The sequence below is a fragment of the Tellurirhabdus rosea genome, from assembly GCF_026278345.1.
Lineage (GTDB): Bacteria > Bacteroidota > Bacteroidia > Cytophagales > Spirosomataceae > Tellurirhabdus > Tellurirhabdus rosea.
In genome coordinates this window covers 3,148,441-3,162,867 of record NZ_CP111085.1, presented here as the reverse complement: position 1 = coordinate 3,162,867, position 14,427 = coordinate 3,148,441, and the positions used below count along the sequence as shown (strand labels likewise).

At 58.4% G+C, this 14,427-nt stretch carries 11 protein-coding genes; 8 read left to right on the top strand and 3 right to left on the bottom strand.

What is annotated here, in order from left to right; translation table 11 throughout:
- Positions 1-32: 32 nt before the first annotated feature.
- Positions 33-1,940 (bottom strand): glycoside hydrolase family 9 protein, encoded by a 1,908-nt coding sequence (locus tag ORG26_RS13430; RefSeq protein ID WP_266362550.1) that lies wholly within the window; start codon positions 1,938-1,940, stop codon positions 33-35.
- A 132-nt stretch (positions 1,941-2,072) separates the two neighbouring features.
- Between ORG26_RS13430 and ORG26_RS13425 the strand changes: the two genes are divergently transcribed.
- The 6 genes from ORG26_RS13425 (at position 2,073) to ORG26_RS13400 (ending at position 9,022) form a co-directional block, all read left to right on the top strand.
- Complete coding sequence (locus ORG26_RS13425) at positions 2,073-2,348, top strand: hypothetical protein (RefSeq protein WP_266362548.1); 276 nt, start codon at positions 2,073-2,075, stop codon at positions 2,346-2,348.
- 50 nt (positions 2,349-2,398) lie between these two features.
- Positions 2,399-3,310 (top strand): TIGR01777 family oxidoreductase, encoded by a 912-nt coding sequence (locus ORG26_RS13420; protein WP_266362547.1) that lies wholly within the window; start codon positions 2,399-2,401, stop codon positions 3,308-3,310.
- A 153-nt stretch (positions 3,311-3,463) separates the two neighbouring features.
- Positions 3,464-4,561 carry a polysaccharide biosynthesis protein gene (locus ORG26_RS13415; RefSeq protein WP_266362545.1) on the top strand — a complete coding sequence of 366 codons (1,098 nt, stop codon included), beginning with the start codon at positions 3,464-3,466 and terminating at the stop codon, positions 4,559-4,561.
- 165 nt (positions 4,562-4,726) lie between these two features.
- Positions 4,727-5,380, top strand: coding sequence for a class I SAM-dependent methyltransferase (locus tag ORG26_RS13410; protein ID WP_266362543.1), 654 nt, complete (start codon positions 4,727-4,729; stop codon positions 5,378-5,380).
- 189 nt (positions 5,381-5,569) lie between these two features.
- Positions 5,570-6,775, top strand: coding sequence for an acetyl-CoA C-acetyltransferase (locus ORG26_RS13405; protein WP_266362541.1), 1,206 nt, complete (start codon positions 5,570-5,572; stop codon positions 6,773-6,775).
- A 63-nt stretch (positions 6,776-6,838) separates the two neighbouring features.
- Positions 6,839-9,022, top strand: coding sequence for a 3-hydroxyacyl-CoA dehydrogenase NAD-binding domain-containing protein (locus ORG26_RS13400; protein ID WP_266362539.1), 2,184 nt, complete (start codon positions 6,839-6,841; stop codon positions 9,020-9,022).
- Between the two features lie 41 nt (positions 9,023-9,063).
- On the opposite strand, the gene ORG26_RS13395 is transcribed toward ORG26_RS13400, so the two are convergent.
- A complete protein-coding gene (locus tag ORG26_RS13395; protein ID WP_323134252.1) occupies positions 9,064-10,107 on the bottom strand; it encodes a sialidase family protein in 1,044 nt (347 codons plus the stop codon).
- 144 nt (positions 10,108-10,251) lie between these two features.
- Here ORG26_RS13395 and uvrB point away from each other — a divergent pair, with 144 nt between their 5' ends.
- Positions 10,252-12,282, top strand: coding sequence for an excinuclease ABC subunit UvrB (gene uvrB / locus ORG26_RS13390; RefSeq protein ID WP_266362537.1), 2,031 nt, complete (start codon positions 10,252-10,254; stop codon positions 12,280-12,282).
- Positions 12,283-12,403: 121 nt separating this feature from the next.
- Here uvrB and ORG26_RS13385 read toward each other — a convergent pair whose 3' ends face one another.
- Positions 12,404-13,744 carry a glycoside hydrolase family 140 protein gene (locus ORG26_RS13385; RefSeq protein WP_266362535.1) on the bottom strand — a complete coding sequence of 447 codons (1,341 nt, stop codon included), beginning with the start codon at positions 13,742-13,744 and terminating at the stop codon, positions 12,404-12,406.
- Between the two features lie 111 nt (positions 13,745-13,855).
- Between ORG26_RS13385 and ORG26_RS13380 the strand changes: the two genes are divergently transcribed.
- Positions 13,856-14,389 carry a DUF2911 domain-containing protein gene (locus ORG26_RS13380; RefSeq protein ID WP_266362533.1) on the top strand — a complete coding sequence of 178 codons (534 nt, stop codon included), beginning with the start codon at positions 13,856-13,858 and terminating at the stop codon, positions 14,387-14,389.
- Positions 14,390-14,427 lie beyond the last annotated feature (38 nt).

Sequence of the window (14,427 nt, the reverse complement as noted above, 5' to 3'; positions counted from 1 at the left end):
AAATGCCATATCTCGGAGATATGGCATTTGTTTTATCGGCGACGACGTTTTTTTGAACTGGACGACCGCCCGCGTGACTTGCTTTTCGAGGACCGTTTTTTCGGCTGAACCTTCGGCTTGGCCACCGGTTTGGCCGGGGCCGGTGCCACCCCCGGCCGCGTGTCTGATTGCCGCGCCGCCAGCAGATAGACGAGCGAAGCGGTGCCGTCCATCGTCGGCTCGTTGGTGCTGTAATCGCCAAAATCATCGTGATAAACCACCAGATCGCTCTGAAAAGCGGCGTATTCATCCGGCTCGTAGAGCTTCAGCCCGATCAGGTTTTTGAAGATGCTGCCGTACACCGGACCGTCGACCAGCCCGCCGTCGACGGGAAATTTGCCGATGCGGGTAAAGGCGGAATGCGGGTCGGCAGGCGTATCGCCCCCGGCAGGCAGCCCGTAGACGAAGCTCGTTCCCCACGGATTACAGCCAAAAATCCAGTCGAAACAGGCCTGTTCGAGGCCGATGTAGGTGTTGTCGCCGGTCAGCTTCCGGTACCAGTAGCATTGAATGGCAAACGAGGTCGTCAGGTTGTTGCTGCACCAGATGAAGGGCACGCCGCGGAAGAAAGCGTTGCCTTTGGCCCGGCTCCAGACCTTCTCAATGCCTTCTTTGTAGTAGGCGACGATGTGCTTTTTGCGGGCGGGGTCCAGCTTTTTCGCCAGTTCGTAATGCCCGAGATTGATAAACGGATACCACTGGTAATGCCGGGCCGTGTCGGCACCAATCCAGGGCGTAACGGGCTCAATGAGGGCGTAGGCGTAGGACGAATTCAGGTAGTCCGCCGCCTTCCGGCCACGAATCCGGGCCGCGTTGAACAGCTCCGCCGCCGCCAGCTCCATGTCGTCCACGTAATTGTCTTCTTCGTAGAAATACGGCGCTTTGCCGGGAGCCGTCTGGCAGTTGCCGGGTTTCTGAAGCCCCAGCGTGTAGGCCGACTGCGACCGCCGCCAGAGTTGTTCCGCATAAAAAACGTTCCGCGAACGAAACAACTGATAACCAAGCGCAAAGGCACTGCTGAACTTCCCGGCCGTGGAGGCTACGCCCGTTGCCCGGTTCTTGTGTTTGAACAGTCCCTGCGGCTGCCCCGTGGCAAAGTAAACGGGCCGCTCGAATCCTTTTCCGTACAGTTCATCTTCCTTCGGCAAACGCAGACTGGCGTGGTCGCGGTCGTCGCCGAGCTGGTTGAACATCCATTCGTCGGTCGGGTGCATTTTCAGGAGCCAGTCGAGGCCCCACCGGGCTTCGTCCAGCACATCGGCGAGGCCGTTGGGGCCGCTCAGCCCGTTGGCCAGGTGTTTGTCGCCGAAAGCTTTCGGAAAATCCCGGAAAGCGGCCAGCAGGTGATACGTGGCGTTGGCGGACGTCGGAACGTACTGGAGATAATCGGAGGCATCGTGCCAGCCCCCCGACACGTCGATGTGCGTGCTATCGGGCATGGGGCCGTACATGGTGTAGCCGTCGTGCGTATGGCAGGAATCTTTCAGGAACGGATTGTAGCCGCTGCGCTGCTGCCGCATGTACCGCAGACAGAAATCGGCCGTTCCATCATAAACGTTTTCGGCAATGGTAAACTCCGGGGAGCGGACGCCGCCCGCCTGCAGGTAATATTTGCCCGGTTTGGTATGGGACGAAAAATTGAACCGGTAGGTCTGCCGAAACGGCCCGTAAGCCCCGTACGGTTCACTCACCGGACCGTCGAAGGCCACCTTGCCCGACGTGGCTTCCAGGAGTTGGAAGCGGGTGAGCGTATCGGCCGTTTTGCTGCCCCAGACGGCCACTTTCAGACCCGCCGGGCGGTAGCCAAGCTGGTTGATGCGAATCCAGGCAGTTTCTTCTTCGGTGGGTATGAACGCAAATGACAGAATGGCCAGAACGACCACCAGCAAAAATTTCTTCATATAGGCAAGTTACAGACTTTTCGCGGATGAGTAAGGCAGAAAGTACGGAAGCAGGCCGCAAACAAGCAATTCCGTTTCCAAACACAATATCCGTTCTGCCGGTTACTACCTTCAATACCAACGTTATGCATCATGAACAAACAAGCAAATCGCTTTCTGTCGCTCTGTGCCGGCGTGCTGCTGGCCGTCGGCGCGGTGGCGTGTTCCGGCAATTCAGGCAACTCCGAAGCCAGTAGCAGCGAGCAGGACACCTCGGCTCAGGCCAGCACCGACACCACCGTGATGGGCCTGCAGGGCGACACAACGACCAATTCCGTGGACGGGCCGGTCTCCGCCCCGACCGACACGGCGACCGGCCAGACCCTGCCGGAAGCCACCATGAAAGTACGTGACGAGAAAAATCGCTAACAAAGACGGCTGACGACGGGTTATGCCTTAGACCGCGTAACTCTGTCGTCATGTCCGAAACTGTACTGATTACCGGCGGCACCGGCGTTATCGGCCGCCGCCTCACCCAACTGCTTCTTCAGCAGGGCTTTCAGGTTTCTTACCTCAGTCGTTCCTCAAAACCCGTTCCAAACGTCCGCGTTTTTCCCTGGGATGTCCACCGGGGTACGATTGACCCGTCCGCCGTTACCACCGCCGACTACATCATCCACCTTGCCGGAGCCGGCATCGCCGATGGCCGCTGGACCGACGAGCGCAAGCAGGAAATCATCGACAGCCGCACACAAAGCACCCTTCTGCTGGCCAGAACGATGCTCGAAACGGGTCACCGGCCCAAATCTTTTGTTTCCTCCTCGGCCATCGGCTTTTACGGCGGCGATACCGGCGACCGCATCCTGACCGAATCCAGCCCGGCCGGAACCGATTTTATGGGCCTTGTCACGCAGGCGTGGGAAGAGTCCGTGGAGGCCGTAAGCGCCCTGGGAATCCGCACGGTGAAGCTTCGTACCGGGGTCGTGCTCACTATGGACGGCGGGGCCCTGCCCAAACTCGTACAGCCCGTCAGACTGGGCGCCGGGGCACCGCTCGGTTCGGGGAAGCAGTATGTTTCCTGGATTCATGCCGACGACCTCTGCCGGATGTACATTCAGGCCATGACGGACCCTTCGTGGACCGGGGTTTACAACGCCGTTGCGGCCAAACCCGTTACCAATGCGGAACTTACACGTCAAATAGCTAAGGTCCTCGACAAACCGCTCTTTCTTCCGAATGTCCCGGCTTTTTCCCTCAGGCTGCTGTTCGGCGAAATGGCCGTGGTGGTTCTGGGAAGCAGTCGGGTGCTCAATCAGCGCATTCAACAGCAGACCGGCTTTGTCTATTCGTTCCAGACGCTGAAATCCGCTCTGCAGGCTGCCCTGACCTGAGAACTCACCACGGGCGAAGGGATTTTGAAGGGACCGTCAAATGCTTGGCCAACCAATACACGTGTTATTTTGATGTCATTCAAGCCCTTCGACCGCCTGAATTCGTTTATCGCAAAAGCCGCTGACCGGAAAGAGATTAACAAAAGCAGTTCTTTGGAAGACTTACTCGGACCGGGCACTACGCAGCCGCTCGATCAGGAAGTGGGAAGGCAACTGCGGATGCAGGCCATTCTGGTCACGGGAGCGGCCGGGTCGATTGGGAGCGAACTCGTCCATCAGCTTCTGCTTTTACAGCCCCGTCTCCTTATTCTCGTCGATCAGGCCGAGTCGGGTCTGTTTGAACTGATTCTGCGCCTGCAGACCCGGCACCCGGCTTTGTGCAACCACACCGCGCTCATTCCCAAACTGGCGGACGTGGCCTGTAGCGCCCGGATGGAAGACCTTTTCCGGCAATACCACCCCGAGTATGTCTTCCACGCGGCGGCCTACAAACATGTTCCGCTGATGGAAGCGCATCCGGCCGAAGCAATCCGGGTCAATGTACTCGGAACGGTCGTTACGGCGGACCTGGCGCTCCGGTATCAGAGCCGCAAGTTTATGCTGGTTTCGACGGATAAGGCCGTCAATCCGAGCAGCGTGATGGGTGCGACGAAGCGGCTGGCCGAGATGTACATCCAGAGTCTGAACCCGGCCGGGGCCGACGCCGCCCGTTGCCGGTTTATGGCAGCCCGGTTCGGCAACGTCCTCGGCTCCAGCGGCTCGGTAGTTCGGGTGTTTGCCGAGCAAATCCGGGCGGGCGGCCCCGTCACGGTCAAACATCCGGAGGCCAGCCGCTATTTCATGACCATTCCGGAAGCCTGTCAGCTTATGCTGGAGGGGATCGTCATGGGTCAGGGCGGCGAGGTCTTTATGTTCGACATGGGCGAGCCGCTGTTAATCATCGACTTAGCCCGGAAGATGATCCAGAAGGCCGGGTTAAGGCCGCAACGCGACATCGCCATTACCTTCACCGGCCTGCGCCCGGGCGAGAAACTGCACGAAGAACTGACTTACCGAAACGAATCCTTACGGAGCACCCACCACCCTAAAATCAAGATAGCCAGAGCCTTACCAGTTCGGGCTGGTGAACTTCATGCGGGCCTGAGCTGCCTGCCCGACCTGACCGGCGGCGGGAAAAATACTCAGTTTCTGACATGGCTTTCGGAGAACGTTCCTGAATACGTCCGGCGGGAAAAAGTGCCTTTGCTCTAATTGTCAAAAGAAAAGCGGAATACAGCCCTACCAAATCCAGCTCCTTCTTCGCTCCAAAAACCGGCTCCTTAAAAAATAATTAGAATTTTACAGCACGTATTTATACTTATTAATAATTGTTACCTTAGCGAACGATTTAATTGGTTTCTGATACTAGTCTACATTATGATTTCCAAAGCTACTGACCTTTTCAAACGCAAAGTTCTTCGCCTTGACCGCGACCGCTGGAACTACCAGTACACCGCCGGTCAATGGGCAGGTCTGGCCGCTCTTGATGAGCTTTCGCGCTTTAGCGTCATCGTTGGATATGCCCAGCACCTGAAGCCGGGCGGCAAAATTCTGGAACTGGGGGCCGGCGAGGGCGTCCTGCAGCAACGCTTCAACCCCGCCAAATACAGCCTGTACGTGGCTACCGACGTATCGGACGTTGCCATCGCCAATGCCAAACAGTTTGAAGACGAAAAAACGGTCTACGAAGTCGGCGACATCAACACCTACGAGCCCAAAAACCTGTTCGACGTGGTGATCGTCAACGAAGCTATCTACTACGGCGGGACGGTGCAGAAAGTGCTGGACCGCTACGCCCGATGCCTCAAACCGGACGGCATTTTCATCATCAGCATCAACCACGACAAAGGCAAAAACGCCATCTGGCACCAGCAAATGGATGCCGCGACGTTCCGCCGGCTCGACCGGACGGTAGTTACCACCTCCAAGAACACCTTTGTCATTACCGTTCTCGAAAACGTAAGTGTCTCCGACGCGCCCAAAACGGACGGCGTCGTGGAAGAAGCCCTCTCCGTTTCTTACAAGCTGTAAAAAAATTTCCACCGTAGCAGACGGCTGGCTCGAATTCGGGTCAGCCGTTTCTTTTTGCTCGCCGCCTTTTTGTATTTTTCTGACAAATAATTTGAATTACTGGCCCGATACCGGCTACTTTTGGTATGTAGTATGCGTGCATACCGAACCGTTCATCTATCCGCTCAGCTTTTAATTTTGTCAATTCCAATGGCCGATGCCTTTATTTATGATGCCGTCCGTACGCCCCGGGGAAGGGGCAAAAGTGACGGCTCGCTGCACGATGTTCAGCCAGTCCAACTGCTGACGTCGGTACTGCGGGAATTAAAAAACCGCAATCAGCTGGATACTTCGCTCATCGACGACGTCATCATGGGCTGCGTGACGCCCGTAGGCGAACAGGGTGCCGACATTGCCCGCACCGCCGTCATGGAAGCGGGTTATGCCGAAACCGTCGCCGGGGTACAGCTCAACCGCTTCTGCTCGTCGGGTCTGGAGGCCATCAACATGGCGGCCGCCTACGTGATGTCGGGGCAGGTAGACGCCATCGTGGCGGGCGGCGTGGAGTCCATGTCGCGGGTGCCGATGGGCAGCGACGGCGGGGCCTTGTTCATGAATCCGCAGATTGTCGCCCGGCATCACATCGTACCGCAGGGCATTTCCGCCGACCTGATCGCCACCAAATATGGCTACAGCCGCCAGGATGTGGACAGTTTTGCCGCCGAATCGTACCGCCGGGCCGAAGAAGCGCAGCGCGAAAGCCGGTTCGGCCGCAGTCTGGTGCCGCTCAAAGACGAAATCGGCCTGCCGGTGCTGGACCGCGACGAAGGTGTTCGGCCGGGCACGACGGCCGAAAGCCTTTCCAAGCTAAAGCCGTCCTTTGAAGCGATGGGCGGCTTCGGGCTGGATGCGCTCGCGTTGCTGAAATACGCCGGACTGGACCGCATCAACCACGTGCACCACGCGGGCAACTCGTCCCAGATCGTGGACGGCTCGGCCGGGGTGCTCATCGGCAGTAAGGAATTTGGCGAAAAAGCCGGTTTGAAGCCCCGCGCCCGCATCAAGGCGTTTGCCATCATCGGCTCCGAACCGACCATCATGCTCACCGGTCCCATTCCGGCCACGCAGAAAGTGCTCCGCAAGGCCGGAATGACCGTCAGCGACATTGATTTGTTCGAAGTAAACGAAGCCTTTGCCGTCGTGCCGCTGCTATTTATGGACGAAATGGGCGTCGATCATTCCCAGGTGAACGTCAACGGCGGGGCCATCGCTCTGGGCCACCCGCTTGGCGCAACGGGCGCCATCATTTCCGCTACGCTGCTCGACGAACTCGAACGTTCTGACAAAGAAATCGGCCTTTCCACGCTCTGCATCGGCGGCGGCATGGGCATCGCCACCATTTTCGAACGCCTGTAACGCGGAGTGATACTCCGCGTATTTTGTTTTAAAAGAAAGCGGAGTGATACTCCGCGTTACACCATGATCAACTACACCGTCGAAGATACCATCGCGCTCATCAGCTGGAACATGAGCAGCGCCCCCATGAACGTCCTCAACGACGACTCCATTCCAGCCTTCGAGGAGGCTCTGAACCGGGCTTATGCCGACGAAACGGTGAAAGGACTCATCATTACGTCTGAAAAACCGGAATTCGTCGCCGGGGCGGACCTGAAGATGATTCTGCGCAACAACGACAAAGAGCCCGGCGACATGCTGAAAGTCTCGGCCGAACTGAACCGGGTTTTCCGGGTTATGGAGACCTGCGGCAAGCCCGTCGTGGCAGCTATCAACGGCACAGCGCTGGGTGGCGGCTACGAAATCTGCCTCGCCTGCCATTACCGCGTCGCGCTCGACAATCCCAAAGCCGTTATCGGCCTGCCCGAGGTAACCGTAGGTCTTTTGCCCGGTGGAGGCGGTACACAGCGACTGCCCCGCATGCTGGGCATGGAAGCCGCCCTGCCGCTGCTGGTGGAAGGAAAAAAAGTGTCACCCAAAGAAGCCCTCACTCTTGGCCTGGTCAACGAAGTCGCCGCGACCCGCGAGGAAATGCTCGAAAAGGCCCGAGCGTGGATTGCCGCCAACTCCAGCCCGCTGCAGCCCTGGGACGAACGCGACCGGAAAACGGGCCGCATTGTCGGAAAAGATAATTTCAAAGTGCCCGGCGGAGCGGTCCACAGCCCCGTCGGAGCCCGGATTTTCAGCGGAGGTACGGCCATGCTGATGGACAAAACCAAGGGCAACTACCCCGCCCCGCTCGAAATTATGAGCTGCGTCTACGAAGGTCTGCAGGTCAACATCGACCGGGCGCTGGTCATCGAAGCGCGGCATTTTGTGAAAGTAGCCACCTCAAAAGTCGCGGCCAACCTCATCCGAACGATGTTCCTCGGTCTGAATGAAGCCAACAAGGGCGCTTCACGACCCAAAGGCATCGACAAAACGGACGTCCGAAAACTCGGCATTCTCGGCGCGGGCATGATGGGCGCGGGCATCGCCTACGTCTCGGCTCTGGCGGGTATCGAGGTGGTTTTAAAAGACGTATCCGTCGAAGCGGCCGAAAAAGGCAAAGACTATTCCCGGAACCTGATCAAAAAGGGCATCGAACGCGGCAAGACAACCGCCGAAAAAGGCGAGGCGCTGCTGTCGCTCATCACCGTCACCGACCGGACCGACGACCTGCGGGGCTGCGACCTCATCATTGAAGCCGTCTTCGAAAACCGCGACCTGAAAGCGCAGGTTACCCGCGAGGCCGAACCGATACTGGCCGAAAATGGCGTTTTCGGGTCCAATACCTCCACCCTGCCCATCACCGGCCTGGCCGGAGCGTCGGCGAAACCGGAAAACTTTATCGGCATTCACTTCTTCTCCCCGGTCGATAAAATGCAGCTCGTGGAAATCATCGTGGGCCGGCAGACGTCGGACTATGCACTGGCTGTCGCCGTGGATTACGTGCGGAAAATCCGGAAAACGCCCATCGTGGTCAACGATTCGCGCGGTTTTTACACTTCCCGCTGCTTTGGAGTGTATTCGTCTGAGGGCATGGAACTGCTGGAAGACGGCGTGAGCCCCGTGCTGATCGAAAACGCGGGCCGCGACGCAGGCATGCCCGTCGGGCCGCTGGCCGTGACGGATGAGGTGGCGCTGGATCTGGTGTACAAAATCGCCGCTCAGAGCATCAAAGACGGGGCGCTGACCGAAGACGACACGAGCTACCAGGTCAGCAAGAAGTTCGTCGAACTGGGCCGGGTGGGCAAAAAAGGCAAAGCGGGCTTTTATGAATATCCCGAAGATGGTTCCAAAAAATTCATCTGGCCGGGACTGAAAGAGCATTTCCCGCTCACCGAACAGCAGCCCCCGATCGAGGAAGTCAAGAAACGGCTGCTTTACCGGCAGGCCCTCGAAACGGTCCGCTGCCTGGAAGAAGGCGTCATTCGCACCAAGCTGGATGCCGACATCGGGTCGATTCTGGCCTGGGGTTTTCCGGCCTACACGGGCGGCACGCTGTCGTTTGTGGATTTTGTCGGAACTGAAACGTTTGTCCGCGAATGCGACCGGCTGGCCGACGCCTACGGCGAGCGTTTCCGCCCCACGGCGAAGCTGCGCGAAATGGCGGAGCGGGGCGAAGGGTTCTTTACGGCTCCACGGAAGACCGCAGAAGCGCTTTAATGGTATTGGTGGCACGGCGCCGAGTCGTGCCACCACTCTTTCTATTTCTTCTCCGCCGCCAGCCCACCGGCCTGCAGCACTACGTGCTTGATGCGCTGCCGTTTCCAGGTGTAGGTAAAATGGATAAGTCCGTCTTTCGTCTGGATCACGGCCGGGTAGGAAAATTCCGCGCCCCGTTCGTTTTCCAGCTCCACCAGCGGCGACCAGTCTTTTCCGTTTGTCGAAACGGCCACGTTCAGGGGCGAGCGGCTGCCCCATTTCTTCGCTTCCGTCGGCACATGGTTGTAGACCAGCAGGTGCTGCCCGTTTTTAAGCGTTACGGCGTCGATACCGGAGTTGGGATTGGGTAGTGCCAGGTTTTCCAGCGGCGTCCAGTGCTCGCCTTCATCGTCGGACCAGGCCGTCTGAATCCAGCCGTTTGTGGCCCGGCAAACCAGTTGCAGCCGTCCACCGGGATGCCGCAAAAGGCTGGGCTGAATAGCTCCCTGGTCGCCTGTGCCCGTATTCAGCGCTTCAGTGCGCTTCCAGGTTTTGCCCTTGTCCGTGGTGCTTTCCATATGGAGCCGCCAGCCGTTGTCTTCGGTGCTCGACGGGCAAAGCAGTTTTCCGGAAGCCAATAGTTCGGGTTTATTTTTGATCGGTCCGGCAATGCCGTCGGGCAGCCTTTCGGGCTTCGTCCAGGTCCGGCCGCCGTCGGCAGAGGTCATCTGCATGCCCCACCACTCTTTCGGGTTCGGGCCGACTTTGTAAAACAGGACCAGCGGGCCGGCCTCGTACTGAAACAGCACCGGGTTCCAGGTGGGGTAGCGTTTTCCATCTGTCTGCACGCCGTTGGCCACTTCCACTGGACTGGTCCAGCCTGAAGCCGTCTGCCGACTGACCCAGATGCCGACATCCGGGTGCTTTTCGTGCGTCCCACCGAACCAGGCTGCGACCAGCCCTTCCGGCGTTTCGGCCAGCGTGGAGGCATGACAGGACGGAAAAGGAGCCGTCTCGTAAATAAACTCGCTTTTGACAATCCGGGCGTTTTGTGCGAGGGCGGACAGAAAGGGCAGCAGCAAAAAAGGCAGCAGACAGCGTTTCATCAGTTTGGGCGTAAGTGTCTTTCCATAAAGGACATAAAGTACCCTGAATTACCTTATGGAAACCGAAAAAGCGCGGCACGGCGGTTGGGCTTATTTCGAAAAGCTTCTTGTCCATGTGCCTGTTTTTCCCTAACTTGTAAAGTTATGGAATTCAAACTCACATCAGAATTCAAGCCGACCGGCGACCAGCCGTCGGCCATTGCTAAGCTGGTGAACGGCCTCCAGGAAGGCGAGCCGTCGCAGGTGCTGCTCGGGGTGACGGGAAGCGGCAAAACCTTCACCGTGGCCAACGTCATCGCCCAGCTGAACCGTCCGGCGCTGATTCTCAGCCACAACAAGACCCTGGCGGCCCAGCTCTACGGCGAGTTTAAGCAGTTTTTTCCGGAAAATGCCGTCGAATACTTCATCTCGTATTACGATTACTACCAGCCCGAGGCGTACATCGCCACGACGAACACTTATATCGAAAAAGACCTCGCCATCAACGAAGAAATCGACAAGCTTCGGCTGGCGGCCACCTCGGCCCTGATGAGCGGGCGGCGCGACGTGATCGTGGTCGCTTCGGTCTCCTGCATCTACGGCATGGGCAATCCCGAAGAGTTCCGGCGCAACGTCCTGCGGATTGGCGTCGGCGAGATTCTGTCCCGCAACCAGTTCCTGTACCGGCTCGTCGAGATTCTGTACAGCCGCACCGAGGGCGAATTCTCGCGCGGAACGTTCCGGGTGAAAGGCGACACGGTGGATGTGTTCGTTTCCTACGCCGATTTTGCCTACCGGATCATTTTCTTCGGGGACGAAATCGAAAGCATCCAGCGCATCGACCCGGCTTCGGGCAAGCGGCTTTCCAACGAACGGATGATTTCCATTTTCCCGGCGAACCTCTTTGTCACGGGCCGGGAAACGCTGAACGGGGCCATCCACGAAATTCAGAATGATTTGGTGTCGCAGATCAAATACTTCGAAAAAGACCTGCGCTTTTCGGAGGCCGAACGGATCAAGGAACGCACCGAGTTCGATATGGAGATGATGCGCGAACTGGGCTACTGCTCCGGCATTGAGAACTATTCCCGCTACCTCGACCGTCGGCAGCCCGGCCAGCGGCCTTTCTGCCTGCTCGATTACTTCCCGGACGATTACCTGCTGGTGGTGGACGAAAGCCACGTGACCATGCCGCAGATTCGGGCGATGTGGGGCGGCGACCGCTCCCGGAAAGAAGCCCTGGTCGATTACGGCTTCCGGCTACCCTCCGCGCTGGACAACCGACCGCTGACGTTCCAGGAGTTTGAAGAACTGGCCGGTCAGATGATTTTCGTGTCCGCCACCCCGGCTGACTACGAACTCCGCAAGAGCGAAGGCGTGGTGGTCGAACAGCTGATCCGCCCGACGGGCCTGCTGGACCCCGAAATCGAAGTACGGCCGAGCCTCAACCAGATCGACGACCTGCTGGAAGAAATCGACTCCCGCATCAAACGCAGCGAACGGGTGCTGGTCACGACGCTCACCAAACGCATGGCCGAGGAACTGAGCAAGTACCTCGACCGCGTGGGTATCAAGACCCGGTACATCCACTCCGAAGTGAAAACGCTCGACCGGGTGGAAATCCTGCGCGAACTGCGTCTGGGCGTGTTCGACGTGCTGGTGGGCGTCAACCTGCTGCGCGAAGGGCTTGACCTGCCGGAAGTTTCGCTGGTGGCGATCATGGACGCCGACAAGGAGGGCTTCCTGCGCGACATCCGTTCCCTGATCCAGACCATCGGCCGCGCCGCCCGGAACGCCAACGGCAAGGTCGTGATGTATGCCGACCGGATTACGGGCTCGATGGAAAAGGCCATTGACGAAACCAACCGCCGCCGGGCCATCCAGATGGCGTACAACGAAGAACACGGCATCACCCCGACGACGGTGCTGAAATCCCGCGAAGCCATTATGGAACAAACCAAAGTGGCTGATTCGAAGCCCGCTACGTCCAGAGGGTACTATGTCGAACCGGACGAAATCCGCATTGCCGCCGACCCGGTTGTCCAGTACATGGGCAAGAGCGACCTGGAGCAGCTTATCGCCGAAACGCAGACCCGGATGGAGAAGGCCGCCAAGGAACTCGACTTCCTCGAAGCCGCCCGCCTGCGCGACGAACTGTTTCAGCTACGGGATCGGCTGAAGGCGGAGAGCAAGTAAAAGTTTGCCTTTTGAGGGCAAAATCGCGTTGTTTGTAACGGATGGGGAGAAATCCTCGTCCCAACCTTGAGGTGGTACAGTTCGGCTGTGCCACCTCATTGTATTTGCTCCCCATAGTCTTTCACTGCCCCGCCCGGATTTCCAGCACCCAGTCGTCCTGCGGGGGTGAGGTGAATTGCTTTATGCCCTGATTGGGGAACTTCCCGGCGTCGGCGAAGCGGCCGGTGCGCGGGTCGAGCCAGCGGGCCGTCACCTGTGCGCCTTTCAGACGGCTTAAATCCACTTTGACCCGGCCCGGTTCGGGCAGATACGCCACCAACAAAGTCCCGTCGTCGGTCAGGGCGGCGGTCACGTAATTGGCTTTCGTGTACTCGCCGTAACCGGCTACGAGCGTCTGGTGCTTCTGGTCAGGCACGAGCCGCCACCAGGGAATGCTTTCAAAATAGGTAATGAACTGCCGCAGGTGCTGGCTCCCGGCCGGGTATTGCAGGATGCTGCGCCAGTTTTGCGGAAAAGCCCAGCCGTCGTGGCCGTAGGCGTGGCCGGTACCGCCGCTAAGCAGCGTCCACCAGGCCTGTCGGCGGATGTGCTGGGGCGTCCCGATGTCGTTGTTATACAGCCGGCCGTCGCCTTCGTACTGCGCTTCTCCGAGAATGAACGGCAGGCGGTCGGTCTTGTTGTACTCCCGCAGCGCCGCTTCGTAGACGTGCACCAGTTGCTGCGGATCGACCCACTCGTTGGGCTTTTCGCGCCAGTAGGTATAAATCATGCTGTAGCCAAGCCAGGGCGCGTACTGGAACAGGTCGGTGCTCGAATGCGGCGGGGAAGCATGGTACGTAATCAACTGCCGGGGCGCGGTCCGGTGCAGCCCTTCGGCCAGTGCTTCGATCTCTTTGCGAATCGAGCGCGGGTCGTTATCACCGCCCATCGTCCAGATAATGTTGTTGTATTTTCCGAAACGCCGCCCGAGGTACTCGCCCAGCCGCCGGGCTTTGTCCGGCCCGTTTCGGGCATACACTTCCGTTTTGGCCCCCACACCGTACCCTTCGCGGCAGCAGCCAATCCAGAACGGGGCGATGTTGAGCAGCAGGTTCAGCGAATCGGCAACCTGAATGACCCGTTCGACATGGGCAAAATACCCTTCGTGGGGTCGGGCGAAATCATAGTCGACAAACGGCTTGTGCCCCGCCCGGCTGACCGAATCCGGATTCATCGAAATCTGCACCTGTAGCGTATTGAAGCCCTGATTCTTTCGGGTCGTCAGGTACTCGCGGGCTTCGGGTAAGGTGAGGCGGGCGAAAATCTGCCAGCCCGTATCGGCATGGTACAGAAAAGGGCGGGCTTGCTGGTCGGTAAAATAACGGCCGTTCTCGCTGACCCTCAGCGGAAAAGCAACCCGTTGTCCGGCGGCGGGCGCGCCCAAAAGCACCGTTAGTAAAATCCAGCCTGTTAAAAAGCGCATACGAGTACGGAAAAGGTTTACGCTACAAAGGCGGAGTGCTGGCAATTTTCCTCAAACCGCCGTATCTATACGCCGTACAAACAATTTGGCTCTTAACTCGGTATTCTTTTCATGAAACGAATTCTCATCATCACCGGCATTGTACTGGTTGTTCTGCTGGCCGCGTTCATCGGCCTGCGCGCCTGGACCAAATCCAAAAGCCCGGCGGCGACGGCCGAAATAAACCAGAACGGGGTCTCCGTCAAAGTAGAATACAGCCAGCCATCAAAGCGGGGTCGGGATATTTTCGGGGAACTGGTCCCCTACGGGCAGGTCTGGCGGACCGGCGCCAATGAGGCCACCACCATTGAATTTGACCAGAACGTCATCGTGGCCGGTCAGCCGCTCGACGAAGGCAAATACTCGCTCTGGACCATTCCCGGCGAAGAAAACTGGATTGTCATCTTTAACCGGGAAACCGGGCAGTGGGGCACCAATTACGACCAGACGGAGGACGTGCTGCGGGTGCCGGTCGTATCCCGGAAACGGTCCTCGGTGGCCGAGCAGTTTTTCATCAGCTTCAGCCCCCGCGAAGGCGGCACCGACATGCTCCTGACCTGGGACGAAACCGAAGCGGTCGTGCCGATTCTGCCTCGAAATCAATAGGCAGTCTTTCCGAAAAGTACAGCTCAAAAACTCCATAT